Raw genomic sequence first — 14,654 nt, 5'->3', positions numbered from 1 at the left:
GAATGATTGAACTGCATGGCGTGCAGCGCCACTACGCCATGAGCGGGCAGACCGTGAAAGCGCTGGCAGGCGTGGACCTGCGCATCGACAGCGGCGAGTTCGTCGCCATCACCGGCCCGTCCGGGTCCGGAAAATCCAGCCTGCTGAACATCCTTGGCTGCCTGGACCATCCGAATGCGGGACGCTACCTGTTCGAAGGTCGCGACGTGGCCACGTTCGACGACGAGGCCAGCAGCGACCTGCGCAACCGGCGCATCGGCTTCGTGTTCCAGAGTTTCCACCTGCTGCCGCGCCTGACCGTGCTGGAGAACGTGCTGCTGCCGTTGCGCTTCCACCGCCAGCCGCCGGCCGGCACCCATGAGCGCGCGATGGCATTGCTGGATCGCGTCGGCCTGGCCGAACGCCGCGACCATCGGCCCAGTGAACTGTCCGGCGGCCAGATGCAGCGCGCGGCCATCGCCCGCGCCCTGCTGCTGCAGCCGGCGCTGCTGCTCGCCGACGAGCCCACCGGCAACCTGGATTCGCGCAGCGCCGCCGACGTGCTGGCGCTGATCGACGAAGTCCATGCCGGCGGCCAGACCGTCGTGCTGGTCACCCACGACAACGACATCGCCACGCGCGCGCCGCGCCAGGTCAAGCTGCGCGACGGGAGGGTCGAGCATGATGCGTTGCAGTAAGACTTTGCTCGCCGGCCTGTGCCTGGCCGCGCTGGCGGTATCCGCGCACGCGGTCGTGCTCACCGGCGAGGTCCGCGCGATCGACGCGCAGCAGATCCTCACCCCGCAGTCGAACAGTTCGCCGGTGGTGATCCGCTACTACGTGCCCGAGGGCGAACGGGTGAAGAAGGGCGACGTGGTCCTGCGCATCGACCCGGGCCAGTCCGCCAGCCGCATTCCCGATCTGGAAGCGGAAATCGAACAGACCCTGGCCAAGAACGCCAAGGACGTGGCCGAACTGCAGGTCAAGGCCGTGCAGGCCGAAACCGAGCTGGTCGACGCCGAAGCCGAACTGGCCACCGCGAAGCTCGACGCGCGCATCCCGCGCGAACTGATTTCCGCGCTGGACTACGACCGCTACCAGGGCGATCTGGATCGCACCACCCGCGAGGCCGCGCTCAAGCGTAAGCAACTGGACGCCGCGCGCGCCGCCGTGCAGCGCGCCACCAGCGATGGCCAGTTGCAGGTCCGCAAGCTGGAACTGGAGCGCGACTACCACACCGCGATGGTGCGGACCTCCGAGGTCAAGGCCGATCGCGATGGCGTGGTCGTGCACGGCTTCAACAACAACTGGATCGGCGGGCGCATCGACGAAGGTTCCTCGACCATGCCCGGCAGCAAGGCCGGCGAAGTGGTCAGCAGCGGACGCATGAACGTGCGCGCCTGGGCGCTGGAGCCGGATCGGCGCGACCTGAAGGTGGGCCAGCCGGTGGAGTTGAGTTTCGACGCCCTGCCCGGCAAGCCTGTCCCGGGCCGCATCGAATTCATTTCCGGTGCGCCCGAACGCCGGCCCGAATGGGGCGAGGGCCGTTATTTCACCGTCGACGTCACCCTGGACTCGGGCTCGCTGGCGCTGATGCCCGGCATGAGCGTGCGGGTGATCGCCCGACCGCCGGCCGCCACCGCGAACGGAGGCAGGGGCCGATGAAACCCGCTCGATTCAACTCCCCGCGTGGCGCCCTGTTTGCCCTGGCACTGGCGTGCGCGCTGCCGGCCACGCATGCCGCCACCCTGCGCGTGGACGGCGAGGTCTACGCGCAGCGCAGCTCGCAGCTGATACCGCCTTCGGTGGATCGCATGTGGCAGTTCAACATCACCCAACTGGCGCCGGACGGCAGCTCGGTGAAGAAGGGCGACGTCGTGGTGGCCTTCGACACCAGCGATCTGGTCCGCCAGCTGAGCGAAAAGCAGAGCCTGCTGCAGGAAAAGAAACGCACGCTGGAAAACCTCAGCCTGGATCTGGCCGAACGCGAGCGCAGCCAGCGGCTGACCACCGCCGAGGCGGAAGCCAAGCACGACAAGGCGCGCCGCAAGACCGAACAGCCGCGGGAACTGATCGCCGCGCTGGAATACGACAAGCTGGTCGAGGAGCGCCGCCGCACCGAACGGCTCGCCGCCCTGGCCCAGGTCGCCGAACGCGCCGCCGCCGAACAGCGCAAGCAGGAATTGCGGCTGGTGAATTCGGAACTGCAGCAGGCGCAGGCCGACGTGACCCGCCTGCAATCCTCCATCGCCGCGCTCAACCTGCCGGCGCCGCGCGATGGCGTGATCATGCACAAGAGCAGTTGGAACGGAGAAAAGTTCGACGTCGGTTCGCAGGTCTGGCGCGGCCAGACCGTCGCCGAGATTCCCGACCCCACCACCCTGGCGGTGCGCGCGCAGTTGCCGGAGCGGGATCTGCAACGGGTGAAGGTGGGCGTGCCGGCGCGGATCGTGATCGAAGGCGGCGGCGGCAGCGTCCATCACGGCAAGGTCGCCAGCATCGGGCGGGCGGTGCGCAGCAAGTCGCAGGTGCAACCCGTGCCCATCCTCGATCTGGAGATTCGCCTGGACGATGCGAGGGCGAAGCTGCGCCCTGGCCAGGCGGTGCGGGTGGAGCTGACCGTCCCGGATGTCGCCGGAGGTGCGAAATGATCCGTTTCCGCCATGCCGGAGCAGTACTGGTGCTCGCCTGTGCGCTGGCCGCCTGCGGCAAGCCCGAGATGCCGGTCGCCACCGAAACGGTCGCGCCGGGGCATCTGCGCATCGCCGTGCGCGGCGAAGGCGAACTGCGTTCGGCCAAGCCCACGCCGTTGATGGTGCCCGGCCAGAACTGGAGCGCACGGCAGGTGGAATGGATGCTGCCGGAAGGTTCGCTGGTGAAGAAGGGCGATCTGCTGGCGCGCTTCATCTCGCCCGATGGCGAGCAACAGTTGGCCCAGGCCATGATCGATCTGCAGCGCAACGCGCTGGCGCGGATCGCGAAGGAAGGCGATCTGGCTTCCGCGCTGGGCCGGGTGGAAGTGGATCTGTCGCAGGTCGCCGTGCAGTTGGGCATCGCCCAGCGCTACGCCGAGGCGGATCTGAGCACGGTGGCGCGCAACCAGGTGCTGGACGCCATCGAGGACAAGGAATACCTGCAGGTCCGCCAGGGCACGCTGCAATGGCGGCGCGATCAATCCGGCGTGCGCGGCGAAGCGGAAATGGCGGTACTGGACGCCCAGCGCGCGACTTTCGACATCAACGCCCAGAGTCGCAAGTCGGATCTGGATGCCCTGGAGCTGCGCGCGCCCAATGACGGCGTGCTGATGCTGTCGGCCAACTGGTCGGGTGACAAGCCCATGGTCGGCGCCAACCTGCGCGCCGGATTCGAATTCGGCAACCTGCCCGATACCGGCGCGATGGAAGTCGAGATCGATCTTCCGCAGATCGAGGCGCAGGGCGTGCAGGTCGGCGATACGGTGGTGCTCAATCCGCTTGGACGCCCGGATCAGCGCATCGAGAGCAAGCTGTCGTGGGTCGCCAGCGCCGCCAAGGTGCGCAACCGCGAAAGCCCGGTTAAATATCTGTCGATGCGCGCATCGGTTCCCACCGCCGCGGTGGAGCGCTACCGCCTGCTGCCCGGCCAGCGTTTCGAGGCGACCGTGGTGCTGCTGGACGCCAAGGACGCGATGGCGGTACCCAACGTGGCGATCGAGCAGCGCGACGGCCGTCACTGGGTGCGTCTGCGCCAGGGCGGCGACTACGTCGCCCGCGAGGTGAAGCTGGGCGTGCGCGGCACTGCGCGCTCGCAGGTGCTGTCCGGTCTGAAGCCCGGCGATCAGGTGCGCCTGTCGCAGGTCGAAGTACCCGTACCGGGCGACGATGCCAAGGACGACGCGAAAGACGCCGGCAAGGACACCGCGCCGGCTGGTGACGGCGCCGACGACAAGCAGGAAAAGAAAGCATGAGTGGTGCTCCGCTGAAGGGACTGTTCAACCGCCTGCCGACCGTCTGGCGCGAGGCCGTGGAGGAGCTTTGGCGGCGGCGCCTGCGCACACTGCTGACCCTGCTCGGCATGATCTTCGGCGTTGGCGCGATCGTGGCGATGCAGGCGGTCGGCGAAGGCAGCCGCCGCGAGGCGCTGCGGCTGGTGGAAGGACTGGGCCTGCACAACCTGATCGCCGAGGCCAAGCCGCAGGACGAAGACACGTTGAAGGAGACACGCGAGCGCAGCCTCGGCCTGACCGTGGCCGATGCCGAAGCCGCGCGCGGTGTCGTGCCCGGCGCCGAACGCCACGCCGCCGAGAAGACCATCCGCACCCATACCGTGTTCAGCGATATCGGCCGCAGCGACGCGCAGGCCAGCGGCGTCAGCGCCGACTGGTTCGGCCTGTCCTCGCTGCGCATCCGCGATGGCCGCGCGTTCAGCGCCGAGGACGAGGCCAGGCTGTCGGCGGTGGCGGTACTCGGCCACCAGGCCGCCGCGGACCTGTTTCCCAAAGGCAACGCGATCGGCGGACTGATCAAGGTCAATCACGTGTGGCTGGAAGTGATCGGCGTGCTGGCCGATCGCGATCTGGGCCAGGACAGTTTCGAGGGCGTGCAACTGGGTTCGGAAAGCAACCGCATCTATGTGCCGCTGGCGAGCGCGCGTGCCCGTTTCCGCTTCCAGCCGCAGGAGGACGAAGTGGATCGGTTCCTGCTCCGGTTGGACGATCCGACCCGGCTGGCGGCCGGCGCCGGCGTGCTCGCGGCGGTGCTGGACCAGCGCCACGCCGGCATGGCGGACTACCAGTTGATCGTGCCGCAGCAGTTGTTCCAGCAGCACCAGCAGACCCAGCGCATCTTCCAGGTGGTGATGGGCGCGATCGCCGGGGTCAGCCTGCTGGTCGGCGGCATCGGCATCATGAACATCATGCTGGCCAACGTGCTGGAGCGGCGCCGCGAAATCGGCCTGCTGCGCGCGCTCGGCGCGCGCCGGCGCGACGTGATCGCCCAGTTCCTGCGCGAGGCCACGGTCATCTGCATCGCCGGCGCTGGGCTCGGTCTGGTGTTTGGCGGCGTGCTCGCCTACCTGATTGCGATGTTCGCCGGCTGGCAGGTCGCCTGGGCTCCGCTGCCGATCCTGCTCTCGGCCGGCTTCTGCGCCCTGGTCGGCCTGGCCTTCGGTGTATATCCGGCACGACAGGCTGCGCAGTTGGATCCAATCGCGGCGCTGCGGCACGATTGAAGCCAACTCAGCCCCTTGACCAGCCATTGGGCTGCTGAAAGCGAAAAATGGGGATTGAGGGGGATTTGATTTTGGCGCGAAGAGCAAATCCGCCGTCACCTGCTTCGCAGGCGCCCGCCCCCTTTTTCGCTTTCAACAGCCCAATGGCTGGTCAAGGGGCTGATCAGGCGGTGGCCGTTTCCCCGGAATAACCATCTGGCTCTTGCCTCTCCCTCGGCAGTCATCCGGCTTTTCCTCCCCCTTTGAAAAAGGGGGACTAAGGGGGATTGGCTCTTCGCACCAAAAGCAAAATCCCCTGTCACCCGCTTCGCGGGTGCCCGCCCCCTTTTCCGCTTTCAACAGCCCAATGGCTGGTCAAAGGGGAGGCAAAAGCTGCCATGCTTCTGCCGAATCCCGGCTTTCGACGGCCGTAAGGCCGGTCATCCCCAATCCCGAATCCCCGCCCCATGCACGCCAAACACATCACCCCGATCCTCAACGTCTCGCACATGGAAAAGAGCTTCGCCTGGTTCAAGGCGCTGGGTTGGGAGAAATGCTGGGACTGGGGCAGTCCGCCCACCTTCGGTTCGGTCGGTTCCGGCGAGTGCGAGATCTTCATGTGCCTGGATGGCCAGGGCCATCGTCAGGATCCCGCCCGTCCCCACGTGGAAACCGGCGGCGTCTGGATGTCCATCTGGGTCGACGACGTGGACAGCATCCACCGCACCTGTCTGGCGAACGGCATCGAAGTGACCTGGCCGCCGACGGACGAACCCTGGGGCGTGCGTGAGATGCATGTCCGCCATCCGGACGGACACGTGTTCCGGATCAGCCAGTCGCGCTAGGGCCAGGCTCCCGCGACATGAGCGTCCTGGACAGCAGCAGCAGGAACAGACCCAACGCGAGCAACAGCGCACGCACTCGCATCGCGCAATTTGCGCACCGTACGCCGGCGGATGCGGTATCCGAGGGTATCCGACCGGACAACGCGCATCCGCGAAAATCCAAGCGCCGCCTTGTTCTTCGTCCGCCTACGCCGGCGTACGGAAACACGAGGCTGATCTGCGTCAATACAGCTGTATGCACAATTGTGCATTATTCTGGTTCCTGACCTGTCGGATCACGCATGAAATCCCCCGCTTCCTTTACCCGGGATCAGCTGCTGGCCAGCGCCCGCGGCGAACTGTTCGGCCCGGACGCCGGCCGCCTCCCCAATGACCCGATGTTGATGTTCGATCGCATCACCGAGATCCGCGAGGACGGCGGCGCGCACGGCAAGGGCATGGTGCGGGCGGAACTGGATATCCATCCGGACCTGTGGTTCTTCAAATGCCACTTCCTCGGCGACCCGGTGATGCCCGGCTGCCTGGGCCTGGACGCGCTGTGGCAACTCACCGGTTTCTATCTCACCTGGATCGGCGCGCCCGGACGTGGCCGCGCGCTCGGCACCGGCGAGGTGAAGTTCACCGGCCAGGTGCTGCCCACCGCCAAGCGGGTGAGCTATGAAATCGACATCAGCCGCGTGATCAACCGCAAGCTGGTGCTGGCCGTGGCCGATGGCCGCATGCTGGTCGATGGCCGCGAGATCTATACCGCGCGCGATCTGCGCGTGGGCCTGTTCACCTCCACGGAGGCGTTCTGAGCATGCGCCGCGTCGTCATCACCGGCCTGGGCATCACTTCCTGCCTGGGCAATGATTCCAACACCGTTTCCGCCGCGCTACGCGAAGGCCGCTCCGGCATCCGCCATCTGCCGCAATACGCCGAGCTCGGCTTCCGCAGCCAGGTCGGCGGCGCGCCGGAGCTGGATCTGGAAGCCCTGATCGATCGCAAGCAGAAGCGCTTCATGGGCGATGCCGCCGCCTACGCCTATCTGGCGATGCGCGATGCGATCGCCGATGCCGGCCTGGACGAAGCGCTGGTCAGCCAGCCGCGCACGGGCCTGATTGCCGGTTCCGGCGGCGGCTCGGCCGAATGGCAGATCGAGGCGGCGGATCTGCTGCGCCAGCGCGGCATCCGCAAGGTCGGTCCGTACATGGTGCCGCGCACGATGTGCTCGACCGTCTCGGCCACGCTCGCCACCGCGTGCAAGATCAAGGGCGTGAGCTATTCGCTGTCGGCCGCCTGCGCGACCTCCGCGCACTGCATCGGCGCGGCGGCGGACCTGATTCGCGCCGGCCGCCAGGACATCGTGTTCGCCGGTGGCGGCGAGGAACTGCACTGGGCGCTGACGATGATGTTCGACGCCATGGGCGCGTTGTCCAGCCAGCGCAACGAGGATCCGACCCGCGCCTCGCGTCCGTATGACGCCGATCGCGATGGTTTCGTCATCGCAGGCGGCGGCGGCATGCTGGTGCTGGAAGACTACGACCACGCGGTCAAGCGCGGTGCGCGCATCCACGCCGAACTGCTTGGCTACGGTGTCACCTCCGACGGCGCCGACATGGTCGCCCCGTCCGGCGAAGGCGCGGTGCGCTGCATGCAGATGGCCCTGGAAGGCGTGGACAAACCGGTCGACTACCTCAACACCCACGGTACTTCGACGCCGCTGGGCGACGTGGTGGAACTTGACGCCGTGCGCAGCGTGTTCGGCGATGCGGTGCCGCCGCTGTCCTCGACCAAGGCGCTGTCCGGCCATTCGCTTGGCGCGGCCAGCGTGCACGAGGCGATCTACTGCCTGCTGATGATGCGCGACGGCTTCATCGCCGGCTCGGCGAACATCGATACGCCGGATCCGCGCGTCGAAAGCTTCCCGATCGTGCGCGAAAGCCGCGACGCGACGCTGGACACGGTGATGTCCAACAGCTTCGGCTTCGGCGGCACCAACGCCACGCTGGTGTTCGGACGGGTCTAGGCAAGGGCCTCGGTTACGGTAGGCGTATCGCGACAACCGAGCCAACTATGTCGCCAGCGGCCGCCTACCGGCGGGCGCTGGCGAGGTATCCCGCCAACGTTCCAAGCAACGCTCCCAGCATGGACGCCGCGACATACAAGACGGTGAGCAGCGCAGGCTGTGTTGACGGCAGCCACAACCCGATCACTACACTGAACGCCTGCGCGATGCCCGACATCAACAGGAATACGAGTGCCGCGTGTTGCAGGCGGCGCTCGCGTTGGCGACAGGCCAGCTGGGCGAATATCAGGAAGTCCACCGATGCCATGATCACAAGGCCAATGGCCGTCTGGCGTATCAGTGCCTCCTTGTCGGAGGCAGCGGACACGAACATGCCTTCAGCCAAGCCGATGGAGAAGTGGATCAGGAACATCAGGATCGCGTACCGGGTGATACGCGCCCAATTCAAGGGTTCTCCCATCTGCACGCGCGGCATGTCTTCATCCGGCAAGACACTCTCTCCTGCTCCCGCACCGGACAACGGACCCCGCTGTTACCGTCATCAGAGACGGCGCGAGCCAGGGTCGCATGATCAGAACGCCGGCAACACCGCGCCCTGGTACTTCTTCTGGATGAACTCGCGCACGGCCGGGCTGGTCAACGCGGCTTCCAGCTTCTTCACCCGCGGGTCGTCGCGCAGGTCCGGGCGGCCGACCAGGAAGTTCACGTAGGGCGATTTCGCGTCCTCGATGGCGAGGGCGTCGCGGGTCGGCTGCAGGCCGGCATCCAGCGCGTAGTTGGTGTTGATCAGTGCCAGATCGACCTGATCCAGCACACGCGGCAGCATCGCGGCGTCGAGTTCGCGGAACTTCAGCTGCTTCGGATTGGCGGTGATGTCGCGCAGGGTCGCCATCTGGTTGGACGGATCCTTGAGCTGGATGACGCCGGCGCGATGCAGCAGGATCAGCGCGCGGCTGTTGTTGCTCGGATCGTTGGGAATCACCACGTCCGCGCCCGCGGGTAGCGCATCCAGCGACTTGTAGCGGCGGGAGTACGCGCCGAACGGTTCGATGTGCACGCCGATGTAGGTTTCCAGCTTCGTGCCGCGATCCTGGTTGTAGGCTTTCAGATAGGGCTCGGTCTGGAAGTAGTTCACGTCGATCTGGCCCTGCACGACCTGATCGTTGGGCTGCACGTAGTCGTTGAACACGCGCACCTCCAGCTTCACGCCGTCCTTGGCCAACAGCGGCTTGACCACCTCCAGGATTTCCGCGTGCGGCACGGCGGTGGCGGCGATGGTCAGGGTATCGTCGGACTTCGCCGCCGGCTTGCAGGCCGCCAGGGCCAGCAGCAGCAGCGACAGCGGGAGCAGCAACTTCTTCATGGGGAAATACCGGGGAGAGGAAAAAGGGAATCAGCGGCGGTTGAAACGCCGGACCAGGCTGTCGCCCAGCCATTGCAATAGTTGGACGATGATCAGCAGCAGCGCGACGGTGATCACCGCCACCGATGTCTGGGATCGCAGGTAGCCATCACGATACGCCAGATCGCCCAGGCCGCCGGAACCGATGGCGCCACCCATCGCGGTGAATCCGATCAGGGCCACCGCGGTGACCGTCGCTCCCGCCAGCAGGCCCGGCATGGATTCCGGCAGCAGCACGCGCCGCACCAGTTGCCACGTGGTGGCGCCCATCGCCTCGCTGGCTTCGATGACGCCCGGATGGACTTCCCGCAGTGCCGTTTCGACCAGCCGTGCGTAGAACGGCACCGCGCCCACGACCAGCGGCAGGATCGCCCCGCGCACGCCCAGCGACGTGCCCATCAGGCTCAGCGTCACCGGGATCAACACGATCATCAGGATGATGAAGGGCGCCGAGCGCACCAGATTCACCAGCAACGCCAGCGCGCCATGCAGCCAGCGATTTTCCAGGCGCTGGCGCTTGTCACTGAGGAACAGCAGCACGCCCAGCGGCAGGCCCAACAGCAGGGTCAATGGCAGCGCGCCCGCGAGCATCAGCAGGGTATCGCCGCTCGCCACCAGCACTTCGCCCCACTTGGCCGGATCCAGTCCCAGCACGGTCGCGATCGTGATCATGCGCGCAGCACCTCGACATCGACGCCGGCCTGTTGCAGGCGGGAGGCGGCATCATCGGCGTCGCCTTCGGTCATCGCGATGGTGAGCTGGCCATACGGCGTATCGCGGATACGGCCGATGCGGCCGCCCAGGATCGTGTAGTCCACGCCGGTCTGGCGCGCGACCTGGCCGAGCAATGGCCGGTAGGTATCGCCACCGAGGAAGGTCAGGCGCAGGATGCGGCCGGGCACGGCGTCCAGCGCGCGGCGCTGTTCGTCCTCGTCCAGGTGTTCGGCATCGACCACGAACTGCCGCGTGGTCGGATGGGCCGGATGCAGGAACACCTGCGTCACCGGTCCGGTCTCCACCAGTTGCCCCGCATCCAGCACCGCCACGCGATGGCAGATGCTGCGCACCACTTCCATCTCGTGGGTGATCAGCACGATGGTCAACCCGAGTTCGCGATTCAAATCCGCCAGCAGGCGCAGGATGGATTGGGTGGTCTGCGGATCCAGCGCGCTGGTGGCCTCGTCGCACAGCAGCAGGTGTGGCTGGGTGGCCAGCGCGCGCGCGATGCCCACGCGCTGTTTCTGCCCGCCGGACAACTGGGCCGGGTAACGATCCGCCAGTGCCCGCAGGCCGACACGGTCCAGCAACTGCGCCACCCGTTGTTCGATCTCCGCACGCTTCATGCCGGCCAGTTGCAGCGGGAACGCCACGTTGTCCGCCACCGTCTGCGAGGACAGCAGGTTGAAGTGCTGGAAGATCATGCCGATGCGGCGGCGCGCGGCGCGCAATTCCGGATCCGGCAGCGCCGCGATGTCCTGCCCTTCCACCAGCACCTGGCCCTGCGAGGGACGCTCCAGGCCGTTGATCAGGCGCAGCAGGGTCGACTTGCCGGCGCCGGACTGGCCGATGATGCCGAAGATCTCGCCCTGCCGGATCTCCAGATCCAGCGGTCGTAGCGCCACGGTTTCGCCGCCGGGCGTGGCGAAGGACTTGCTGATGTTCTTGAACTGGATCATGGCGCCGTGGGCCTGGCGGGAGAGCGATCACCCGCCCGCAGGAACGTGGGAGTGCGGAGGTGCCGCCGGGCTTGGCCGGTACGCGGCAGGGAGCGCCAAGATAGCCTGTCCCCGCCGGCTGTCAAATGCGCCCGGCCAGCGGGATTCCGGCTGCGCGCGGGCAGATGGAAGAAGCGCCGCCGTTCATCCGTCCACGGCAACGGCTTGCGGGTGAGCCGCGCTCGCCGCTGGTGGGAGAGGCAGCGCAGCGGCGAGCACGGCCCATGAACCTGTTTCGACAGCGGAAGGCATCCGACGCAGGCACCGGGCGTGCAACGGCTCTACGGGGAAGCGCAAGGATACCGCCACGCGCCCGTCCGCGTGATGGTCGCGACGAATGTGCTTATGCCGTATTCCCACTTGCCCTCGCGGCGGCTTCCGTCTTCCGAGATCGTCCCTGCCATCGAACCTCGCGATGGTCGCGCGATCGCACCGAATCAGCCTGCCTGGTTTGCGGCGTCCGTGATCCTCACCGCCGTGCCGCTGACACGGATTCCCTCGCGCGGATCCTCCGGCACCGTCACCCCGATCCGGCTCGGCCGCCCGAGATCATCGCCCTGATGAACCCGGAAAACACGATCCGCCGGCAATGCCTCGTTGTGCGCCAGATACGCACCCAGCGCGGCGGCGGCGGCGCCCGTGGCCGGGTCCTCCACCACGCCACCGGGTGGAAACGGATTGCGGGCGTGGAAGGTATCGGCATCCGCGCGCCAGATCAGGTTCAAGGTGGTCCAGCCGCGTTGCGCCATGAGTCCGGAAAGCGCATCGAAGTCGTAATCCAGCCGCGTCAGGCGGTCGCGGGTGGACACGGCGATGATCGGATGCCACGCGCCGGCGTAGGCGACGGCCGGCGCCAGTGCGGGGTCCAGTTCATCGCGATGCCAGCGCAGGACGGAGAGCAGGCGATCCAGATCCTCCGGACCCAGCACCGCCATCTTCGGCTCGACACTGGTCAGCGTGGCGGTGAACTGCTCGTCCACCTGCACGCGCACGCGCCCGGCGCGTGTATGCAGCACCTTCTCACCCGCGCCGTTCGCCTCGGCGTGCGCGACGGTCGCGGCGATGGTGGCGTGTCCGCAGAACGGCACCTCGGCCAGCGGACTGAAGTAGCGCACCTCGAACGTGCCATCCTCGCGCGGCAGCAGAAAGGCGGTTTCCGAATAACCCACCTCGGCGGCGATGCGCTGCATGTCCGCATCCGGCATGCCGCGCGCATCCAGCACGACTCCAGCAGGATTGCCGCCGGCCGGATCCGTGGTGAAGGCGCTGTAGCGGAGCACGTTCGCGTTCATCACGCTTCCTCCGGCAAGGCGGTGCGCGTGTCGGGATCATCCAGCCGCACCACCAGATAACGCAGGAAGAACTGGGTCAACGGCCCCACGCCCAGAGCGAAGATCACCGTGCCCACGCCGACGACGCCACCCAGCAATACGCCGACGATGAGCACGGTGACTTCGATGATCGTGCGCACCTTGCGGATCGACCAGCCGGTGCGACGCGACAGTCCGGTCATCAAGCCGTCGCGCGGGCCCGGTCCCAGCTGTGCGCCGACATAGAGCGCGGTGGCGAAGGCGCAGGTCAGCACGCCGCCCAGCATGTAGGCGATACGCAGCCACAGGCTTTCCGGCGTGCCGAGCATCGCCAGGCTGATGTCGGCGAACGGCCCCAGCAGCAGGCTGTTGGCGACCGTGCCCAGTCCCGGCATCTGCCGCAGCGGAATCCACGCCAGCAGCACGACCACCGCGGTGATGATCATCACCACGCCGAACGACACCGGCAGATGCAGCGACAGGCCCAGGTGGAACACGTCCCACGGCGAGGCGCCGATGGCGCCCTTCACCATCAGGGCGATGGCCAGGCCATACAGCCACAGGCCGACCAGCAGCCGGAACAGCCGCTCGGGCAGGCGCCCGGCCTTGAGCTGCGCGAGGGGGCCGAGATTGGACAGGCCCGAGGAGGGGGAGATCGTTGCCATGGGGCCACCTTGAGGGTAATTGGCCCTTTTCCATAGAGCCAATCGTGCGATAGTGGCCTCATGAATCGCACGTTGGCTCCCGAACGCCTCGCCACCCTGGTCGGCGAGTTCAACCGCTCCCCCGCCTACCGAGGGCTGTGCCAGGCGCTGCAGGAACTGATTGGCGACGGCCGCATTCCCTTGGGCACCCGCCTGCCCAGCGAGCGCGCGGTCACCCTCGCACTGGGCGTCTCGCGCAATACCGTCACCCGCGCCTACGCCGATCTGATCGCCGCCGGTTTCGCCACCGCCCGGCAGGGCGCCGGCACCTTCGCCACGGTGCCGGTGGATCGCCGGCGCGCGCACGATCACGCCCTGCACGCGCTGGGCACGAACCCGGCCATCGAAGGCGCCATCGATCTGAACTGCGCCGCCGGCGCCGCCACGCCGGGCGTCGCCGCCGCGTACGAACGCGCCCTCGCCGCGCTGCCTTCGTATCTGTGCAGCGACGGCTACCTGCCCTCGGGGCTACCCGGCCTGCAGGCGATGATCGCCGAGTCGTATGCGCGGCGCGGCCTGCCAACGGCGCCGGAACAGATCGTCATCACCAGCGGCGCACTGTCGGCGCTGGCCGTCACCGCGCGTGCGCTATCGCGTCCGGGGGATCGGGTGATGCTCGAATCACCGGTGTATTCCAACGCCATCGAAGCCCTGCGGCTGGGCGGCGGCAAGCTGATCAGTTCGCCCCTGGCCAATCCGCTGGGCGAGCAGGGCTGGGATCTGGACGGCATCGAAGCCACCCTGCGACAGACCTCGCCGCACCTGGCCTACCTGATTCCCGATTTTCAGAATCCCACCGGCTTCCTGATGGACGACGCCATGCGCGCGCGCTACGCCGCCGCGTTGCGCGACGCCCGCACCACCGCCATCGTCGACGAGACCCTGCAAGCCACCGCGCTGTCCGACGCGCCGATGCCCGCGCCCTTCGCCGCGCATGCCACCGACGCCATCACCCTGGGCAGCGCATCCAAGATGTTCTGGGGCGGCCTGCGCGTGGGCTGGATCCGTGCGCCACGCCCGCTGATCCGCCGCCTGATCAACGCCCGCGTGCAGTTCGATCTCGGCAGCTCGCTGTTCGATCAACTGGTCGTCGCCGAACTGCTGGCCCAAGCGGACATCCTCGCCAATCGCCGCGAACTACTGCGCCAGCGCCGCGACGCGCTGATCACCGCGCTGCGCGAACACCTGCCCGACTGGCGCTTCCGCCAGCCCGAAGGCGGCCTGACCCTGTGGGTGCACCTGCCCCACGGCAGCGCCACTCGCCTGTGCGCCGACATGGAACGCAGCGGCATCCACCTCGCCCCCGGCCCGGTCTTCAGCGTGGAAGGCGGTGCCGACGGTTGGCTGCGGATTCCGTATGCCAAACCGGAGGAGGAACTGGTGCGGGCGGTGAAGCAAGTGGCGAAGACGTGGGCGGTGGCGCCGAGGGACACACACGGCAGGCATGAGGTGTCACGGCGGTTGATCGCGTGATGCTGCCGCGGGGAAGCCGCTTCATTTTCAT

At 67.4% G+C, this 14,654-nt stretch carries 15 protein-coding genes; 9 read left to right on the top strand and 6 right to left on the bottom strand.

Features of this window, described 5'->3' with window-relative positions; translation table 11 throughout:
- Window positions 1–2 precede the first annotated feature (2 nt).
- From FHW78_RS12585 to fabB, 8 genes are all read left to right on the top strand, one after another.
- The gene (locus FHW78_RS12585; protein ID WP_183640811.1) at window positions 3–677 is read left to right on the top strand and encodes an ABC transporter ATP-binding protein; all 675 of its coding nucleotides are present in this window, start codon (window positions 3–5) and stop codon (window positions 675–677) included.
- Complete coding sequence (locus FHW78_RS12580; RefSeq protein ID WP_183640809.1) at window positions 661–1,644, top strand: HlyD family efflux transporter periplasmic adaptor subunit; 984 nt, start codon at window positions 661–663, stop codon at window positions 1,642–1,644. Before FHW78_RS12585 ends, FHW78_RS12580 begins: the two co-directional genes overlap by 17 nt.
- Window positions 1,641–2,630, top strand: a complete 990-nt coding sequence (locus tag FHW78_RS12575) for an HlyD family efflux transporter periplasmic adaptor subunit (protein WP_183640807.1) — start codon at window positions 1,641–1,643, stop codon at window positions 2,628–2,630. Before FHW78_RS12580 ends, FHW78_RS12575 begins: the two co-directional genes overlap by 4 nt.
- Entirely contained in the window at window positions 2,627–3,925 is a 1,299-nt protein-coding gene (locus FHW78_RS12570) for a hypothetical protein (RefSeq protein ID WP_183640805.1), read from the top strand. Before FHW78_RS12575 ends, FHW78_RS12570 begins: the two co-directional genes overlap by 4 nt.
- Complete coding sequence (locus FHW78_RS12565) at window positions 3,922–5,187, top strand: ABC transporter permease (protein ID WP_183640803.1); 1,266 nt, start codon at window positions 3,922–3,924, stop codon at window positions 5,185–5,187. The genes FHW78_RS12570 and FHW78_RS12565 overlap by 4 nt, the downstream gene beginning before the upstream one ends.
- Before the next feature lie 446 nt (window positions 5,188–5,633).
- On the top strand, window positions 5,634–6,011 hold the full coding sequence (locus FHW78_RS12560) for a bleomycin resistance family protein (RefSeq protein ID WP_183640801.1): 378 nt from the start codon (window positions 5,634–5,636) through the stop codon (window positions 6,009–6,011).
- 281 nt (window positions 6,012–6,292) lie between these two features.
- Window positions 6,293–6,808: a 3-hydroxyacyl-[acyl-carrier-protein] dehydratase FabA gene (gene fabA / locus FHW78_RS12555; RefSeq protein ID WP_141454298.1), complete on the top strand. Its 516-nt coding sequence runs from the start codon at window positions 6,293–6,295 to the stop codon at window positions 6,806–6,808.
- A gap of 2 nt (window positions 6,809–6,810) precedes the next feature.
- On the top strand, window positions 6,811–8,019 hold the full coding sequence (fabB, locus tag FHW78_RS12550) for a beta-ketoacyl-ACP synthase I (protein ID WP_183640799.1): 1,209 nt from the start codon (window positions 6,811–6,813) through the stop codon (window positions 8,017–8,019).
- 64 nt (window positions 8,020–8,083) lie between these two features.
- Here the strand turns inward: fabB and FHW78_RS12545 are convergent, their stop codons facing one another.
- The 6 genes from FHW78_RS12545 to FHW78_RS12520 form a co-directional block, all read right to left on the bottom strand.
- On the bottom strand, window positions 8,084–8,509 hold the full coding sequence (locus FHW78_RS12545) for a hypothetical protein (protein WP_183640797.1): 426 nt from the start codon (window positions 8,507–8,509) through the stop codon (window positions 8,084–8,086).
- An 81-nt stretch (window positions 8,510–8,590) separates the two neighbouring features.
- Complete coding sequence (locus FHW78_RS12540) at window positions 8,591–9,382, bottom strand: MetQ/NlpA family ABC transporter substrate-binding protein (protein WP_183640795.1); 792 nt, start codon at window positions 9,380–9,382, stop codon at window positions 8,591–8,593.
- A gap of 30 nt (window positions 9,383–9,412) precedes the next feature.
- Window positions 9,413–10,093: a methionine ABC transporter permease gene (locus FHW78_RS12535; protein ID WP_183640793.1), complete on the bottom strand. Its 681-nt coding sequence runs from the start codon at window positions 10,091–10,093 to the stop codon at window positions 9,413–9,415.
- On the bottom strand, window positions 10,090–11,097 hold the full coding sequence (locus tag FHW78_RS12530) for a methionine ABC transporter ATP-binding protein (RefSeq protein WP_183640790.1): 1,008 nt from the start codon (window positions 11,095–11,097) through the stop codon (window positions 10,090–10,092). Before FHW78_RS12530 ends, FHW78_RS12535 begins: the two co-directional genes overlap by 4 nt.
- Before the next feature lie 476 nt (window positions 11,098–11,573).
- Window positions 11,574–12,428 (bottom strand): PhzF family phenazine biosynthesis isomerase, encoded by an 855-nt coding sequence (locus FHW78_RS12525; RefSeq protein WP_183640788.1) that lies wholly within the window; start codon window positions 12,426–12,428, stop codon window positions 11,574–11,576.
- Window positions 12,428–13,111: a hypothetical protein gene (locus FHW78_RS12520; protein ID WP_183640786.1), complete on the bottom strand. Its 684-nt coding sequence runs from the start codon at window positions 13,109–13,111 to the stop codon at window positions 12,428–12,430. Before FHW78_RS12520 ends, FHW78_RS12525 begins: the two co-directional genes overlap by 1 nt.
- Window positions 13,112–13,171: 60 nt before the next feature.
- Here FHW78_RS12520 and FHW78_RS12515 point away from each other — a divergent pair, with 60 nt between their 5' ends.
- Window positions 13,172–14,623, top strand: a complete 1,452-nt coding sequence (locus FHW78_RS12515; protein WP_183640784.1) for a PLP-dependent aminotransferase family protein — start codon at window positions 13,172–13,174, stop codon at window positions 14,621–14,623.
- Window positions 14,624–14,654: the final 31 nt, after the last annotated feature.

It is taken from the genome of Pseudoxanthomonas sp. OG2 (genome assembly GCF_014192765.1).
Taxonomy (GTDB): Bacteria; Pseudomonadota; Gammaproteobacteria; order Xanthomonadales; family Xanthomonadaceae; genus Pseudoxanthomonas_A; species Pseudoxanthomonas_A beigongshangi.
The sequence above is the reverse complement of the archived record's forward strand: the minus strand, read 5'-3'. Positions and strand labels throughout refer to the sequence as shown.